We start from the raw sequence: 16,961 nt of genomic DNA on the forward strand, positions 1-16,961 counted from the left end.
CCGGACCCGCCGCAGCGTCGTCTCGTGCACCTGCCGGGTCCGATGACCGCAGCGTTCGCAGTGCATCCACTGCCGCGTCGGCTTCAGGTGCAACTCCAGCGTGCCGCCGGCCTCCTCCGGCCAAACCGCACGCTCCAGCCGATAGCCTTCCCAGCCGCCCAGCTTCTGCAACGTCTTCTTGTCCAGCATCGCTCCCTCCCGTGTCCTTCCTGGCTCCACGCGAGACTACGATGCCCTTCAGCGGTCGAACACCTCCCCGGTATCCTTCGATGAACCAAAAATAAGGCGACCCTGCGGCACCCGGGCGATTCCGGGTACCAGAAAAAAGCCCGGCACCGCGCAAGCGGGCCGGGCTTTTTCGTGGTCGGGAGCGCACCAAGCGCCCCCTCGCGGTTCTGCGGCGACTAGTCGAGCGCGTCGGGGAAGCGCTTGATCTCCGCCTGCTCTTCCAGCCATGCGAGATAGGACCGGAATTCGGCACTCCCGTAGGCGTTGCCAATCTGGTCGCGCGCCTGCTGGCGCGCCGCGGCATCCACCGCATCCTCGCCCATGCGTACGGCTTCCAGCACGGTCACCGCGAAGTCACCCTCCCCGACCCGGGCGCCGGCAATCTCCACTGCGCCCTCGCCTGGCGCCGCCAGCCGGAACAGGTGGTCCTGCAACCCGGTTGGCAGATCGGCCGCCCGTTCACGGGTGATCTCGACCGACCGACTCCATTCTCCGTTCTCCCCGGCCTCGGCGGTCCAGTCATCGGCTTCGCGCAGTCGCTCGATCAGGGCCTCTCCCGCCTCACGCGCGGCATCCGCGGCGGCCTGACGTTGCAGGCGCTCGCGGATCTCGTCCTCCACTTCCGCCAGCGGGCGCACCTCGGCCGGCTCGTGCTCATCGACACGCAGGATCACGGTGGAGCGGTCCTGCAGGTCGATCGCCTCGCTGTTGTTGCCGTCTTCCAGTACCCGCGGGTCAAACGCCGCATCGCGGATGGACCGATGGCGGGCGATGCCATCGCCCGAGCCGCGGGAGAACCAGTCGCTGGTCTGGACCTCCAGGCCCGTGGCGTCGGCGGCCGGCTCCAGAGTGTCCGGAAACTCGATTGCCAGTGCCATCAGGTCGTCCAGGGCGTCGATCTGCATCTGCTCGGCCGTCCGGTCGCGCAGATCCTGCTCGACCTCCTCGCGCACATCTTCGAACGGCTGCGCCCGGGATTCCTGAATCGAGGTCACCTCAAGGATGAACCAGCCGCGATCCGTTCGTACCGGCTGGCTGATGAGATCCTTCGGCAGGGTGAAAATGACGGTCTCCAGGGTGGAATCCAGATCGCCCCGGGCGACCTCGCCCAGGCTGCCACCACGGTCGGCCGTCAGGCTGTCTTCGGAGTATTCCTCCGCCAGGTCGCCGAAGTCCTCGCCATCATCCAGGCGACTACGCAGTTCGCGGATACGCGCCTCGCCGTCCTCGTCGGTATCCTGGATGCGGATCTGGCGCACCTCGCGCAGTTCCGGCTCTTCGTAGCGGCTGCGATTGACCCGGTAGTGTTCGCGCACCTGATCCTCGGTGACATCGACCCCGGCCTCGAGGCCTTCCGGGTCCAGGCGCAGATAGCTCACCCGCACCCGCTCCGTGGTCGTGAAGTCTTCCGGATTGGCGTCGTAGTAGTCGCGGATCGCGTCGTCATCCACCACATCGGGACGATCAAACTCGTCCGCGGCGAAGACCTTCCAGCTCGCAACCCGCGTCTGGTTGCGCAGGCGGCTGTAATCCGCCACCAGGGCTTCCGGCACCACGCCCGTGGCCTGGATGCCACGCTGAATTTGCGACATCACAATACTGCGGGCGATGTCCTGCTCGAAGTCGGCCGGGCTGATGCGCTGGGCATTCAACAACTGGCTGTAGCGTTCGCGGCTGAAGCGGCCCTCCTCCTGAAACACCGGCATGCCACGGATCTCGCGCAATACGCTGTCGCCCGCCGCCTTGAAGCCGGCGGAATCGGCCGCCTGGCGCAGCAGTTCCTGGCGGATCAGGGTCTCCATCGCCTGCAGGCGGATGCCCTGCTCGTCCAGGACGTCATCCGGGATCTCGCCGCCAAACATGCGCGCCATCTCGTCGCGCTGGGCGCGGGCCTCCTGGTGCACGTCGCGCACCGCGATATCCGTGCCGTTCACCTCGGCGGCGACCAGCGGGCCCGCCCCGCCGAAATACTCGCCCAGGCCCCACAGGGCAAAGGGGATGGTGATCAGGCCAATGATCACATAGGCGAGCCAGCCGCTCGCCCGGTCACGAATCGCTTGCAACATGATGGTCTCTGCTCACTCCGGCAATTGGGAGGAAAACGGGAATCAGCGGCCGATGGTAGCAGGCACGCCCGCGCGCGTCTGCGCCTGGGCGGCGGTGTCTGCCACGCAGCGCGCGCTGACAAGAAGAAGGCCCCGACCAAGATCATCTACAGGCAGAAGAGACGACTGGAAGGGGGCGCGGCGAAAACCTGAGCCCCTGGAGCGGTCTCCTCGCATGAAGCCTGGCCCACTCTCTTACCGGCGCCGAACACTGGGGGCGCACCTCGGCGCCGTCGGCCTGAAGAATCGGACTCGCATTCGATGCGCTCGCGCGATGACAGTGCCCGCCCCCGGACTCCCGAAAATGCGTCTCGGGCTTAGTTCTGCCCTTCCCACATTGCGGTCGACTGCTATGGACCCAGGTCTGGCCCAAAGGTGTGGCTTCGAGCGCTTCGTGGTAGTCAACAAAGAAAAAGGCGCCACAAGGGCGCCTTTCTCAAAGATGGCGGAGCGGACGGGACTCGAACCCGCGACCCCCGGCGTGACAGGCCGGTATTCTAACCAGCTGAACTACCGCTCCGTATTCGTGCAGCGCAACCAGGGTCAGGGTTGCACTTGGTGGGTGCTGACGGGTTCGAACCGCCGACATTCGCCGTGTAAAGGCGACGCTCTACCAACTGAGCTAAGCACCCGATAAAGCGCGCTAGTTTACTCGATCCTTGAGCGCTTTACCAGCCTTGAACGAAGGCGTTTTCGAGGCGGCAATCTGGATGCTCTGACCGGTACGCGGGTTACGGCCGGTGCGGGCTTCACGCTCGCGCACCAGGAAGGTACCAAAGCCCACGAGGGAGACCTGGTCACCCTTGGCGAGGGTATCGCCGACCACACTCACCATGGCATCCACGATCTTGCCGGCCTGGGCCTTGGGAACATCGGCTTCCGCCGCGATCGCGTCGATCAATTCGGATTTATTCATGAAGCGCTTCCTTATCTCAGTGGTGACTCAGGCTTTCTGCCGGACGGGGCCTAGCTTACACCAGCCGGGGACCTTTTCTCCATGGTCCCGCGACTGCCCTCGGCACGAAATCAGATGATGCGCATGGGGTTATAGCAAGCCCCCCGAAAAAGTGTCAAACGCCCGCCCGGCGGGGCGCTCGGCCGGGCGTGAACCCGCACACAAAAAAACCGCGGGCGCCGATGAACCCAGCGCCCGCGGTTTCGCTCCAATTACAGATGCTTAGTGATGCCGGACCCGACGGCGACCGGTTTCCTTGGCCGGTTTGACGACTTCCTCGACCTTCTCTGGCGTTTCCCCGGCCTTGCCTTCCGGCATGTGGGTCAGCGCGAGCTCGAGGACCTCGTCGATCCAGCGCACCGGACGAATATCCAGCTTCTGCTTGATGTTCTTCGGGATGTCGACCAGATCCTTCTCGTTCTCTTCCGGGATCAGGACGGTGCGAATCCCTCCGCGGTGGGCGGCCAGCAACTTCTCCTTCAGGCCCCCGATCGGCAGAACCTGACCACGCAGCGTAATCTCGCCGGTCATCGCGACATCCGCCCGCACCGGGATACCGGTCAGTGCCGAGACGATCGCGGTGCACATGCCGATGCCCGCGGACGGGCCATCCTTCGGCGTCGCGCCCTCCGGCACGTGGATGTGCAGGTCCTTCTTCTCGTGGAAGTTCTCCTCCAGGCCCAGGGCCTCGGCGCGCGAGCGAACCACGGTCAGGGCGGCGTGGATCGATTCCTGCATCACGTCGCCGAGCTTGCCGGTCTGCTGGGTCTTGCCCTTGCCCGGGACCACGCTGGCCTCGATGGTCAGCAACTCGCCGCCGACCTCGGTCCAGGCGAGGCCCGTGACCTGCCCGACCTGATCGTTTTCCTCGGCCAGGCCGAAGCGGAAGCGACGCACGCCGAGATATTTCTCCAGCGTCTTGGGCGAGACCGAGGTGGTGCGTGCCCGCTCCTTCTCGCTGGCCAGCAGACGCTGCTTGGCCACCTTGCGGCAGACCTTGGCGATCTCGCGCTCCAGCGAGCGCACGCCGGCCTCGCGGGTGTAGTACCGCACCATGTCGCGCACCGCCGAATCGGAGATCTGGATCTCGGCCGGCTTCAGGCCGTTGGCCTTGATCTGCTTGGTCAGCAGATAGTTGTGCGCGATGTGGACCTTCTCGTCCTCGGTGTAGCCGGACAGGCGGATGACCTCCATGCGGTCCAGCAACGGCCCGGGGATGTGCATGCTGTTGGCCGTGGCCACGAACATCACGTCCGACAGGTCGAAATCGACCTCCAGGTAGTGGTCGCTAAACGTGTGGTTCTGTTCCGGATCCAGCACCTCGAGCATCGCCGAGGCCGGGTCACCCCGGAAGTCCATCGCCATCTTGTCAATTTCGTCCAGCAGGAACAGCGGGTTGCGCACACCGACCTTGGCCAGGTTCTGGATGATCTTGCCCGGCAGCGAGCCGATGTAGGTCCGACGATGGCCGCGGATCTCGGCCTCGTCGCGCACGCCGCCCAGCGCCATGCGCATGAACTTGCGATTGGTCGCACGCGCGATGGACTGCCCCAGCGAGGTCTTGCCAACCCCGGGCGGGCCGACCAGGCACAGGATCGGGCCCTTCAGCTTGCGCACGCGGGACTGCACCGCGAGATACTCGAGGATGCGTTCCTTGACCTCTTCCAGGCCGTAGTGGTCCTCGTTGAGGATCTTCTCGGCGCGCGTCAGGTCCTTGCTGACCCGGGTCTTTTTCTTCCACGGGACGTTGACCAGCCAGTCGATGTAGCTGCGCACGACGGTGGCCTCGGCCGACATCGGGGACATCATCTTCAGCTTGTTCAGCTCGGCGGTGGCCTTCTTCTTGGCCTCCTCCGGCATCCCCGCCTTCTCGATCTTGTCGGCCAGGTCTTCCTGCTCGTTCGGCGCGTCCTCGAGATCCCCCAGCTCCTTCTGAATGGCCTTCATCTGCTCATTCAGGTAGTACTCGCGCTGGGACTTCTCCATCTGCTGCTTCACGCGGCCACGGATCTTCTTCTCGATCTGCAGCACATCCATCTCGCCCTCGATCTTGGCGACCAGGTGCTCCAGGCGCGCGCGCACATTGGCGATCTCGAGGACTTCCTGCTTCTCTTCCAGCTTCAGCGACATGTGCGCGGCAATGGTGTCGGCCAGGCGCGAGGTGTCGTCGATCCCGGCCAGCGAGGTCAGGATCTCCGGCGGGACCTTCTTGTTCAGCTTGATGTACTGCTCGAACTGATTCAGCGCGGAGCGGCCGAGGATCTCCAGCTCCTTGTCCTCGGTGTCGTATTCCTCGTCGATCAACCGGATGTCGGAGACGAAGTAGTCCTCTTCCTTCTCGACATTGCCGGTAGTGGAGATATCCATCACATGGGCGCGCTGGGCACCCTCGACCAGCACCTTGATGGTGCCGTCGGGCAGGCGCAGCAGCTGCAGGATATTGCCGAGGGTGCCGATCTGGTGCAGATCGCCGGCCTCCGGCTCGTCGACCTCCGCGCTCTTCTGCGCGACCAGCAGCACCTGCTTGTTCTCGGCCATGGCCGAATCCAGCGCCCGGATCGACTTCTCGCGACCCACGAACAGCGGGATGACCATGTGGGGATAGACCACGACATCGCGCAGCGGCAGGACCGCGACGCGCTTGACGGGGGAGTCCACCTCGTTCTGGGAGGAGTGGGTATCGGTCATGTTGCCCCCTAAGGGCTGGACGAATGTACAGGAGGAAGTGGGGGCGGCGGCGCCCGTTTCAAGGGCGCCGCAACACTTCCGCTCAGGAATCCGCGGCAGCCTGCTTCTTGGCGAACGAGTCGTTCTCGTAGACCAGGTACGGCTCGGCATCGCCACGGATCACCGCCTCGTCGATCACCACCTTGCTGACCCCCTCCATGGAGGGCAGCTCGTACATGGTGTCGAGCAGGATGTTCTCCATGATGGTGCGCAGCCCGCGCGCACCGGTCTTGCGGGCCATCGCCTTGTGGGCGATCGCGGACAGGGCATCGTCGCGGAACTCGAGCTCCACGCCCTCCATCTCGAACAGGCGCGCGTACTGCTTGATCAGGGCGTTCTTCGGCTGGGTCAGGATCGTGATCAGTGCGTCCTCGTCGAGCTCGTCCAGCGTCGCCTGCACCGGCAGACGGCCAACGAACTCGGGGATCAGGCCATAGCGCACCAGGTCATCGGCCTCCAGCTGCTTCAACCACTGGCCACCGGACTTGGCCGCCTCGGTGGTGCGCAACTCGGCGCCAAAGCCGATCCCGCCCTTCTCGGCGCGCTGCTGGATCACCTTCTCCAGCCCGGAGAAGGCACCGCCACAGATGAACAGGATATTGCTGGTATCGACCTGCAGGAATTCCTGCTGCGGGTGCTTGCGCCCGCCCTGCGGCGGCACCGAGGCGGTGGTGCCCTCGATCAGCTTCAGCAGGGCCTGCTGCACGCCCTCGCCCGAGACGTCACGGGTGATGGACGGGTTGTCCGACTTGCGCGAGACCTTGTCGATCTCGTCGATGTAGACAATGCCGTTCTCGGCCTTCTCGACGTCGTAGTCGCACTTCTGCAGCAGCTTCTGGATGATGTTCTCGACATCCTCGCCCACGTAGCCAGCCTCGGTCAGCGTGGTGGCATCGGCGATGGTGAACGGGACATTCAGTACCCGCGCCAGGGTCTCGGCCAGCAGCGTCTTGCCGGAGCCGGTGGGGCCGATCAGCATAATGTTCGACTTGGACAGCTCGACATCGTCCTTGCCGGCCCGGGCCTGCAAGCGCTTGTAGTGGTTGTACACCGCGACCGAAAGGATCTTCTTCGCGGAGTTCTGGCCGATCACGTAGTCGTCGAGGATCGCGCGGATCTCGTGCGGCGTCGGCAGGGAATCACGCTCGGCGTGCCCCGCTTCCTGCATCTCCTCGCGGATGATGTCGTTGCACAGTTCGACGCACTCGTCGCAGATGAATACGGATGGCCCGGCGATCAGCTTGCGCACCTCGTGCTGGCTCTTTCCGCAGAAAGAACAGTACAGGAGCTTGCCGTCGGCGGGGGGGGTGGTTTCGTCGCTCATCCGTTTGCCTCGGTTGCGATTTCAGTGTTCTTCAGAACATGCCCCGTTTGCCTGGCAGTTGCAAACGAGCCAAGCGGAAGTCCGGTATTGAAGCTGCGCCCCGCAGCGGTGCTCCGGGGCGCAGTTGCGAAGGACGCGGACTCAGCTCGCGGAGTCGCGGTGGGTCAGCACGTGGTCGACCAGGCCGTATTCCTTCGCCTCAGTCGCGGTCAGGAAACGGTCGCGATCGGTGTCCTCCGCGATCTTCTCCACCGGCTGGCCGGTGTGGTGGGCCAGCACATTGTTCAGTTCATCACGGATCTTCAGGATCTCGCGGGCGTGGATGTCGATATCCGAGGCCTGGCCCGAGAATCCGCCCAGCGGCTGATGGATCATCACCCGTGAATGCGGCAGGGTGTGCCGCTTGCCAGCGGCACCGCCCGCCAGCAGCACGGCGCCCATGCTCGCCGCCTGGCCGACGCACAGCGTGCTGACCTCGGGCTTGATGAACTGCATGGTGTCGTAGATCGCCATGCCAGCGGTGACCGCACCGCCCGGGGAATTGATGTACAGGCTGATTTCCTTGTCCGGATTTTCCGACTCGAGGAACAGCAGCTGGGCCACGATCACATTGGCCATGTAGTCCTCGACCGGACCCACGCAGAAGATCACTCGATCCTTCAGCAGGCGGGAGTAGATGTCGTAGGCGCGCTCGCCGCGGGCGGTCTGCTCGACCACCATCGGTACCAGGTTCAGCCCCTGGGCGTGTTGTGCGCCCTGGTCGGCCATATCGTGGCTCATTCAGTCGACTCCTTGTTCGGATTCATCACGTCCTGGAAGCTGGTTTCCTTCTCGGTGACCTTGCCCTGCTCGAGCACCCAGTCAACGACCTGATCTTCCAGCACCAGTGACTCCAGGTTGCTCTTCGCCTGGGGATTGGAGCGGTAGTACTGCTTCACCTCTTCCGGATCCTCGTAGGTTGCGGCCATCTCCTCGAGATCGCGCTCGACCCGCTCGGCGTCCACCTCGAACCCCTTCTGTTCGATGATGGCCCGCAGCGCCAGGCCCAGGCGCACGCGACGCTTGGCTTCTTCCTCGAACAGGCTGTCCGGCAGCGGCTGGGTCTGCTGCGCGCCGCCGAAACGCTTCTCGGCCTCTTCGCGCAGGCGGTTGACCTCCGACTTCACCAGGGCCTCCGGAAGATCGAAGTCGTGCTTGTCGACCACGGCCTCCAGCACCTGTTGCTTGACCCGACCCTTCAGGGCCTGACGCAGTTCCCGCTCCATATTGGACCGCACATCGGCGCGAAGTTTCTCGACCGAGCCGTCCTCGATGCCGAATTTCTTCGCAAATTCCTCATCGACCTCCGGCAGCTTGGGGCCTTCGACCTGCTTGATGGTCAGCGCGAACTGCGCGGTCTGGCCCTTCAGGTTCTCCGCCGGGTAGTCGTCGGGGAAGGTGACATCGATGGTCGGCTCCTCGCCGGTCTTCACACCCTTGAGCTGTTTCTCGAAGTCCTCGATCAGGCGCCCGGCACCAAGCTCGATCTGGAAGTCGTCGGCCTTGCCGCCCTCGAACTCCTCGCCGTTCAGCGAACCGACGAAGTCCAGCGTCACCCGGTCGCCTTTCTTCGCCTTGCGTTTGACCTCGGCCCACTCCTTGTTCTGCTCGCGCAGGGAGTCGATCACGCGATCGATGTCCTCGTCCCCGACCTCGGCCACCGGGCGCTCGATCTCGACGCCGGAGAAATCGGCCACCTCCACTTCCGGGAACACCTGGAAGCTGGCGGTGAATTCGATCGCGTCGGTGCCTTCCAGATTGGTCGGCTCAATGCTCGGGTTACCGGCCGGCTCCAGGCCTTCCTGCTGCACCGCCTCACGGTAGCTTTCCTGCAGGACCTCGCTCAGAACCTCCTGATACACACCGGTGCCGTAGCGCTGGCGCACGACCTTCAGCGGGACCTTGCCCGGGCGGAAGCCGTCCAGCTTGACCCGCTTGGCGAGGGACTTCAGGCGATTGTCGACCTCGGTATCGATCCGCTCGGAGGGGACCTGGATGGTCATCTTGCGTTCCAGGTTGCCGGTGGCTTCAACAGAAACTTGCATGGAGGGCCTCGTCATAGTTCGGTAATCGGTCATCCCTGCCGATCGCAGTGGTAACCTTCATGGCTGGTCGGAATGCAGACAGTGGTGCGAAAGGAGAGACTCGAACTCTCACGGGTTTTACCCCACTGGGACCTAAACCCAGCGCGTCTACCAGTTCCGCCACTTTCGCAATCTTGCAGAAAACTCTTGTTGCGTTCGCGCGTTAGCCGCGCATTCTAGCGTGTTCCCCACCCACAAACACAAAGAGCCCGTATAGACGGGCCCTTGTGCCGGTGCGGGGACCGGAGAAAATGGTGGGTCGTGTAGGATTCGAACCTACGACCAATTGGTTAAAAGCCAACTGCTCTACCAACTGAGCTAACGACCCTTTTCGGTTCGGCCCGGAGCGAACATCTGAATCGCCCTGGCCGTTGCAAAGTCGAAGGCCCGGGATCGCCGGGCCTCCAGTGCCGCGTAGTTTACGGCGCGACGGGGAAAACGCAAGACGTGCCCCCGTCGCTATGCCATCAGATGGCTTCCAGCTTGCGCATGCCGCCCGGCAGCAGCTTCATGTCCACCAGCGAGGTGATCAGCGCCTTGCCAAAGCTGGCCTCGTCTTCGTAGACCATCTTGTAGTACTGGATCTTCATGGTCAGCGCGGCGCCGAAGACGATCATGATGAACGTCAGGAAGCCGCCCAGGGCCAGCGTGGAGATGCCGGTGATCCCCTGGCCGATGGTGCAGCCCATCGCCAGAACGCCGCCGAAGCCCATCAGGATCCCGCCGATGAAGTGGTTCACGAAGTCGCGCACCGAAGCGAACCACTCGAAGCGGAAGGCACGCGTGACCAGGGCCCAGAAGAAGGAACCCAGGATCACGCCGGCCAGCGCCATCACGCCGAAGTACAGGACGGTGCTGTCGAAGCCGGTCGACACGTAGCGCAGGCTCTGCCCCATCGGGTTGATGAAGGTGAACGACTGGTTGGCCCAGGGGGCACTCTCGGCCGGGCGCTCACCCGCGTCGGCATCCGCCACGAAGTCCCAGTCCGAGACATAGGCTTGCGGCGTGTAGGTGTCCATGCCGTCATCGACCTGGATGTTGCTGGTCAGCCACCAGGCACCCAGCACCATCAGGCCGATCACCAGACCGCCCAGGATGTTGTCGAAGCTCTTGCGGAAGTCCGCGGCCTTGAAGATCAGGGCCAGCAGCAGAACGCCGATCACCAGACCCAGCACCAGGCGCGCGGTCAGGCCGTTCTCTTCACCGGCCACCAGCGTGCCCAGATCCTGGCCCGCCGGGGTGGAGATCGCCAGCGCGGTGGTCCAGTCCATGAACAGCAGGGAATACAGGGTGTCGGACGTGCCCGGCAGCGGGCGAACCATGTAGAAGGCGATGATCGCGATCACGATCAGCACCATCAGCGACTTGATGTTGCCGCCGCCGACGCGCACCAGGGTCTTGTTACCGCAACCCGAGGCGTAGGTCATGCCGATCCCGAACAGGAAGCCGCCCAAGGCGTGCTCGACCCACTGGAATTCGGTCATGCGATAGTTGGGGAAGGAGCCATCCGCGCTCAGCACGCCGAAGAACTCGAGGATCGCCACGCCCAGCATGGCCACGGCAATCGCCAGCAACCAGGAACGCATGCGCCCTGTGTCGCCCATGTTCACCCAGTCGGACACGGCGCCCATGGTGCAGAAGTTGGTCTTGTTCGCTACGGCTCCCATGATGAAGGCGAGGATGAACGCCCCACCCAGGAACGCCATTGCGGCAGTCGAAAAACTGGAGAATTCCATCACGTATCCTCTCGATGAAAGATTTCAGGGCACGCCTGCACCCATGGGGTGCGCAGCATACATCGGACGCTAGACGAGATCGAGCCCGCTTTCATTCCTGCCCGAGGCATTCCGGGGCCACGGATCAGTCGGGGACATACCGGGTCGGGTCGGGCACACCGGCGGCCGCGAAGCCCTCGCGGCGGATGCGGCAGCTGTCGCAGCGCCCGCATGCGCGGCCGGCGGCGTCGGCCTGGTAGCAGCTGACCGTCTGGCTGTAGTCGACCCCGAGGCGGACCCCGGCCTGGATGATCTCGGCCTTGGACCAGTGCATCAGCGGCGCCCGCACCTCCCAGGGCGTGCCCTCCACCCCGCTGCGGGTCGCCACCCGGGCGAGGTCGCGGAAGGCCTCGATGAAGGCCGGACGACAATCCGGGTAGCCGGAGTAGTCCACCGCATTGGCCCCCACATACAGCAGGCGCGCGTCCAGGGTCTCGGCAAACCCCAGGGCGAGCGCCAGAAACACCGTGTTGCGTGCCGGCACGTAGGTCACGGGGATACCCTCGGTCGGTGCCGTGGGCACGGCGATCGCGGCGTCCGTCAGTGCGGACCCACCAATCGCGCTCAGATCCACCGCCACTATGCGGTGATCGGTCACGCCCTGGGCGGCGGCTACGCGCCGCGCGGCGTCCAGCTCCGTGTGATGGCGTTGACCATAGTCGATCGACAGGGCGTGACAGTCCAGCCCCTCGGCGCGGGCCATGGCCAGGCAAGTCGCCGAGTCGAGCCCGCCCGAGAGCAGCACCACGGCCTTCTCCGCGCGCTCACTCATCTCAACGGCCCGGCTGATCGCCCCAGAGGAGCTTGTGCAGTTGCACCTGAAAGCGAACCGGGAGGCGTTCCGCGATGATCCAGTCGGCCAGGGCCCTCGGTTCCAGTTCGTCGTACACCGGCGAGAACAGGACCTCGACCTCCGGGGCCAGCCCCAGACGCTCCAGCTCGGCTCGCGCCCAGTCAAAGTCCTCGCGCCCGGCCAGCACGAACTTCAGCTGGTCGCCGGCCTTCAGCCGGGGGATATTTTCAGGGCGATTGCGAGCGGCCTCCTGCGAGGCCGGCGCCTTCCAGTCCATCACGATGGCCACCCGCGGATCGACACCCGCGATCGCCATCGCCCCGCTGGTCTCCAGCGACACGCTGAAACCGGCATCGCACAGGCCCTCCAGCAGCGGCAGGCAGCCCGGCTGCGCGAGCGGCTCGCCACCCGTCACGCAGACATGCCGAACCCCGGCGCGCCCGACCCAGTCAAGGATCGTCGCCAGCATCAGGGCCTCGCCCCCCTCGAAGGCGTATTCGCTGTCACACCAGCGACAGCGTAGCGGGCAACCGGTCAGGCGCACGAAGGCGGTGGGCCAGCCCACCTGCGCCGCCTCCCCCTGCAGGGAGACGAACATCTCGGTGATCCTCAGCCGCACCGCGGCCGGGTCGATCACCCCGGCGCCCCGGGCATCGCGCAGCGTGTCCGTGGTCATTGGCGGTCTTCGATCCGCCGCAGGCGCTCACGGGCCAGGCGATCCAGGGTGGTCCCGCCGTGGTCGGCCCGCACCGCCTCCAGGGCCTCGCGCGCCGCGTCGAAGTTCTGCAGTTCGTAGTGGGCGTAGCCAATCTTCAGCAGGGCATCCCCACCCTTGTCGCTTTCGGGGAAATCCTCTCGCAGTCGCTCGAAATCCTCCAGCGCTGCCTCGAACTCGCCGCTGGCGTATTTCGCCTCGGCCAGCCAGTACCAGGCATTGGCGGTGAAGTTGCCCTCGGGGTAGTCCTCGATGAACTGCTCGAGCTTGCGCATGGCCGTGGTGTAATCCCCGGCCATCAGGTCGTCAAACGCCGCCTGATAGGCGGCCTGCTCGTCCGCCTCCGGCAGGTCCAGTTCGACCACTTCCTCCCGCGGCGCGGCATCCGTGGCTACCGCCCCGCTCTCGAACGCGCCCACCCGCTCATCCAGATGACGGAACTGATCGCGCTGGCGGGTGCTGAGACGGTTCATCTCGTGGCGCAGGGTTTCCACCTCGCCACGCAGTTCGCGCAGGTCCCGACTCAGCGACTCCGAGACCTGCAGCAGTTCATTCATCGCACTGGAATCCAGCACCCGCTCGACCCGCTCGAGGCGGCGTTCGAGCTGGCGGATCTGCGACTGGGTGGCGAACACCGTATCGTCCTGGGCCCCGGCCGTGCCCGGCACCAGGGCCAGCGGGGCCAGGGCAAAGGTTACGGCCAGAATGACGCCAAAAAGAAGGCCCGGACGTCCCGGGCACCGAAACAGAAATGCCCCCGAGGGGGCATTTCCGCAAGACTTGTCGAGCTTTGATTGCATCTGGCTTCCCGTCGCTTAGCGCCGGGATTCGTAGACCAGCTCGACCCGGCGATTCTTGGCCCAGGCCTCCTCGTTCTGCTGGAAGGCCACCGGCATCTCTTCACCATAACTGATGACCTCGAGCTGGTCATCCGAGGCGCCGTTCAGATTCAGCACCCGGCGCACCGACTGCGCCCGGCGTTCGCCCAGAGCCAGGTTGTACTCGCGCGTGCCGCGCTCGTCGGTATGCCCTTCCAGACGCAGGCGCGCACCCGAATTCTGCGAGAGATAGGCGGCATGCGCCTCCAGCATCGGCATGTATTCGGACTTGACCTCGTCGCGGTCGAACTCGAAATACACCAGGCGTTCGGCCAGCGGGCTTTCCGGGTCGTCCAGGGCCGCCGCGTCGAAATCGCGATCTCGACCCAGGCCGCGGGCCTCGGCGGCCTCGCGTTCGGCACGCGCCTGTTCGGCGGCCGCCTCGCGCTCGGCGGCACGTTCGGCATCCTCGGCATCGCGCGTGGGTGTGGCACAGGCCGACAGGGCCGCAATGACGACAGCCGCAACGGCCAGGCGAAACAGGTTATTCATGGCTTTCGTTTCCTCGAAAAAGGGATAGTAAATAGGTCTGGGGACATCAGTTCAGGGGCGACCAGGCAGGTTCGCGCACTTCGCCTTCGCGGGCGGCCAACCGCTGGTGCACCTGGCCGTCGCGACTGACCGAGCCGAGCACGCCTCGCCCCCCATCCGTCAGGGCATACAGGATCATGCTGCCATTGGGTGCAAAGCTTGGCGACTCTGCATCGCGCCCGTCCGTGAGGCGCGTCACACGGCGATCATCCAGATCGAGACGCGCCAGCTGAAATCCGCCATCGCCCCCATGGACGTACACCAATGAGCGACCATCCGGGGAAATCGTGGCCGCCGCCGCGTAGCCGCTCTCGAAGGTAAGACGGCGCGCATTGCCACCGCTGGCCGGCTGGGCATAGATTTGCGGCGCGCCCGCACGATCCGAGGTGAAGTAGATGGTGTCGCCGTCGGGTGACCAGACCGGCTCGGTCTCGATCGCGCTGGAGCGCGTCAGTTGACGCAGATCGCCTGAGGCCAGATCCATCACGTAGATATTCGGCGAGCCGTCGCGCGAAAGGCTCAGCGCCAGCTGGCGGCCGTCCGGGGACCAGGCCGGGGCGCTGTTAATGCCGGTAAAACTCGCGATCCGGTTGCGCTCGCCGGTCTCCACATTCTGACGGAAGACCTCGGAGCGGCGATTCTCGAAGGAGACGTAGACCAGCTCACGACCGTCCGGCGACCAGTCCGGCGACATGATCGGATCCCGCGACCGGAACAGGGTGCGCGGATTGGCGCCGTCGGAGTCGGCGACCTCCAGGCGAAACTCGCGCGAGTCGTTGCGGCGCTCGACGCTGACAAACGCGATACGCGCACTGAAGGCACCCGGGTCTCCGGTGATCTGCTCGTAGACGATATCCGACACGCGATGCGCGCCGCGGCGCAGCATGTCCGCCGGCACCGGGATACGCCAGCCGCCCAGGCGTTCCTCGGCCAGCACGTCGAACACGTGGAACTCGACCAGCACGTTGTCGCCGTCGGGGCGCATGGAGCCGACCACCAGGTACTCCAGACCCGCCTCGGCCCAGGGCTGGGCAAGGAAGTCGGCTGGGCCCGAGGGTGCTTGGGGCAAACCGTCGCGTTCGACGTCAAACAGCCCGCTCCGGGTCAGGTTCGCGGCCAGGATCTGGTCCACATCCTCGCCCGGACGCCCGTCGCCGTCCCAGGTGAACGGAGCCACGGCCACCGGGATCGCACCCGTCACCCCCTCGGTTACCGTCACTTCCAGTACCGCCTGGGCTTGCGCCGACCAAAGCAGCGCCAACCCCAGCAGCATCGTATGAATCATTCGTCGCATGTGTTTCCTCGTGGACCGGCTTGCGCCGGCCCGGTCAGTCGGGCTCGAAGCGGATGAGCACCCCACCGCGCACGGCATCCGCATCCGGCGGGCGCGGCAGCGACGACAGGCGATCCATGGTCTGACGGACCGAGTCGCAGAAGGCGGGCCCGCCGGAGCAGCTCTCGATGTCGAAATTGATGATACGCCCGGTCTCGTTGACGCGCACGAGAACGATGGCACGATCCGAGGCATCCAGCCCCGATGGCTGGCGCCAGCGTCGCTGCACCACCGACTGCACCTGCGCGCGCCATTCGTTCAGCTCACGATCCGCCTGTGCCTGGCGTTCCGCGGCCTCGCGCCGGGCCTGGGCCTCGGCCATGCGCTCCTGCTCGCGCTCCATCGCCTCACGGCGGCGCTGCTCTTCCAGTTCGCGCTCCTGCTCGGCGCGACGCTCGGCCTCTTCCCGTTCGCGGCGTTCGGCCGCCTCGCGCTCGCGGCGCTCCGCCTCTTCCTGCGCCTGACGCTCCGCTTCCTCGCGCTCCCGCCGTTCCGCCGCCTCACGCTCGCGCGCCTCCTCGGCCTCACGCCGGGCCTGTTCCGCAGCCTCGCGCTCCTGGCGGATACGCTCGCGTTCGGCCTCGGCCTCCTCGCGCGCCTGGCGACGCTCCTCCTCGGCCTCGCGGCGGGCCTGCTCGGCATCCTCCAGGGCCTGCTGGCGCGCGCGCTCCTGTTCCTCGCGGCGGCGTTGCTCCTCCGCCTGGCGGCGCTCTTCCTCGCGCCGGGCCTGTTCCTCGGCGCGGCGGCGCTCCTCTTCGGCGCGCAGCTGTTCGGCGACCTGCTCCTGCTCGGCGACTTCGCGCTGGTGTTCGATGCGATCGAAGGTCTCGGCATCCACCGCGACCGCGTCGATCACCTCGATATCCTCCTGCACCGCGATCTCGACAGCGGCACGGGTGGAGGTCGGCGAGACGAGGCTGACATTCAGCAACAACGCCGCGAACAACACGCCATGCAGAAGCAGGACGAGGACCAGGCTCAAGGGATGACGGCGCAGGAGCTCGAACACGGCGGGGCGGCTCAGTCCTGGTTGTCGCGCGGCGGCTCGGTGATCAGCCCGACCCGGCCGCCTCCGGCACGCTGCAGGGCAACCATGGCATCGATCACGCGGCCGTAATCGACATTGCGGTCACCGCGCACGAAGGTCTGGGTACCCGGATTCTCGGCGAGGAACTCGCGCACGATCTCGGTCATCTCCTGCGGCGCCAGCGGCTCGTTCACATAGGGCCCCTGGTTCAGGCTCATGGCGCCGCCGGCATCCACCGTGACCACCAGCGGCTCGGCCGCCTGCGGGTCCTCTTCCATGGCCTCGGCATCGGCCTCCGGGAGGTCGACCTCCACGCCCTGCTGCAGCATGGGCGCGGTGATCATGAAGATGATCAGCAGAACGAGCATCACGTCGATGAACGGCACGACGTTGATCTGCGACATGGGCCGCCGCAGGCGGCGACTGTTGCGACGCGACTCGGCCATG

At 65.5% G+C, this 16,961-nt stretch carries 14 protein-coding genes, 4 tRNA genes and 1 pseudogene; all 19 read right to left on the reverse strand.

The annotated features are described in order from the left end of the window. Window positions 1-189 (reverse strand): annotated as a pseudogene (locus D573_RS0106760) (ISL3 family transposase); the annotation flags it as partial. A gap of 215 nt (window positions 190-404) precedes the next feature. Further along, complete coding sequence (locus D573_RS0106765) at window positions 405-2,294, reverse strand: SurA N-terminal domain-containing protein (RefSeq protein WP_018938886.1); 1,890 nt, start codon at window positions 2,292-2,294, stop codon at window positions 405-407. 482 nt (window positions 2,295-2,776) lie between these two features. Then, window positions 2,777-2,853 (reverse strand) — tRNA-Asp (locus D573_RS0106770). Window positions 2,854-2,889: 36 nt separating this feature from the next. Beyond that, window positions 2,890-2,965 (reverse strand) — tRNA-Val (locus tag D573_RS0106775). An 11-nt stretch (window positions 2,966-2,976) separates the two neighbouring features. Next, a complete protein-coding gene (locus D573_RS0106780; RefSeq protein WP_018938885.1) occupies window positions 2,977-3,249 on the reverse strand; it encodes an HU family DNA-binding protein in 273 nt (90 codons plus the stop codon). A 261-nt stretch (window positions 3,250-3,510) separates the two neighbouring features. After that, window positions 3,511-5,976, reverse strand: coding sequence for an endopeptidase La (gene lon / locus D573_RS0106785; protein ID WP_018938884.1), 2,466 nt, complete (start codon window positions 5,974-5,976; stop codon window positions 3,511-3,513). A gap of 82 nt (window positions 5,977-6,058) precedes the next feature. Beyond that, complete coding sequence (gene clpX / locus D573_RS0106790) at window positions 6,059-7,339, reverse strand: ATP-dependent Clp protease ATP-binding subunit ClpX (protein ID WP_018143950.1); 1,281 nt, start codon at window positions 7,337-7,339, stop codon at window positions 6,059-6,061. Between the two features lie 141 nt (window positions 7,340-7,480). Then, window positions 7,481-8,119: an ATP-dependent Clp endopeptidase proteolytic subunit ClpP gene (clpP, locus tag D573_RS0106795; RefSeq protein ID WP_018938883.1), complete on the reverse strand. Its 639-nt coding sequence runs from the start codon at window positions 8,117-8,119 to the stop codon at window positions 7,481-7,483. Further along, on the reverse strand, window positions 8,116-9,423 hold the full coding sequence (tig, locus tag D573_RS0106800; RefSeq protein ID WP_018938882.1) for a trigger factor: 1,308 nt from the start codon (window positions 9,421-9,423) through the stop codon (window positions 8,116-8,118). The genes clpP and tig overlap by 4 nt, the downstream gene beginning before the upstream one ends. An 82-nt stretch (window positions 9,424-9,505) precedes the next feature. Continuing rightward, window positions 9,506-9,592: transfer RNA gene (locus D573_RS0106805), tRNA-Leu, on the reverse strand. Window positions 9,593-9,714: 122 nt separating this feature from the next. Further along, window positions 9,715-9,790, reverse strand: a tRNA-Lys gene (locus tag D573_RS0106810). A 139-nt stretch (window positions 9,791-9,929) separates the two neighbouring features. Next, a complete protein-coding gene (locus tag D573_RS0106815) occupies window positions 9,930-11,198 on the reverse strand; it encodes a YeeE/YedE family protein (RefSeq protein WP_026287986.1) in 1,269 nt (422 codons plus the stop codon). A gap of 124 nt (window positions 11,199-11,322) precedes the next feature. After that, window positions 11,323-12,009: a 7-cyano-7-deazaguanine synthase QueC gene (gene queC, locus D573_RS0106820; RefSeq protein WP_018938880.1), complete on the reverse strand. Its 687-nt coding sequence runs from the start codon at window positions 12,007-12,009 to the stop codon at window positions 11,323-11,325. A 1-nt stretch (window position 12,010) separates the two neighbouring features. Then, on the reverse strand, window positions 12,011-12,706 hold the full coding sequence (gene queE / locus D573_RS0106825; protein ID WP_018938879.1) for a 7-carboxy-7-deazaguanine synthase QueE: 696 nt from the start codon (window positions 12,704-12,706) through the stop codon (window positions 12,011-12,013). After that, window positions 12,703-13,545, reverse strand: a complete 843-nt coding sequence (ybgF, locus tag D573_RS0106830) for a tol-pal system protein YbgF (protein WP_018938878.1) — start codon at window positions 13,543-13,545, stop codon at window positions 12,703-12,705. The genes queE and ybgF overlap by 4 nt, the downstream gene beginning before the upstream one ends. A 15-nt stretch (window positions 13,546-13,560) precedes the next feature. Continuing rightward, the gene (gene pal, locus D573_RS0106835) at window positions 13,561-14,115 is read right to left on the reverse strand and encodes a peptidoglycan-associated lipoprotein Pal (RefSeq protein WP_018938877.1); all 555 of its coding nucleotides are present in this window, start codon (window positions 14,113-14,115) and stop codon (window positions 13,561-13,563) included. A gap of 46 nt (window positions 14,116-14,161) precedes the next feature. Next, window positions 14,162-15,448 (reverse strand): Tol-Pal system beta propeller repeat protein TolB, encoded by a 1,287-nt coding sequence (gene tolB / locus D573_RS0106840; protein WP_026287985.1) that lies wholly within the window; start codon window positions 15,446-15,448, stop codon window positions 14,162-14,164. A gap of 34 nt (window positions 15,449-15,482) precedes the next feature. Then, entirely contained in the window at window positions 15,483-16,496 is a 1,014-nt protein-coding gene (tolA, locus tag D573_RS0106845) for a cell envelope integrity protein TolA (protein WP_018176068.1), read from the reverse strand. 11 nt (window positions 16,497-16,507) lie between these two features. Further along, a complete protein-coding gene (gene tolR / locus D573_RS0106850) occupies window positions 16,508-16,960 on the reverse strand; it encodes a protein TolR (RefSeq protein WP_018143960.1) in 453 nt (150 codons plus the stop codon). Window position 16,961: the final 1 nt, after the last annotated feature.

It is taken from the genome of Thioalkalivibrio sp. AKL9 (assembly GCF_000377825.1).
GTDB lineage: Bacteria > Pseudomonadota > Gammaproteobacteria > Ectothiorhodospirales > Ectothiorhodospiraceae > Thioalkalivibrio > Thioalkalivibrio versutus.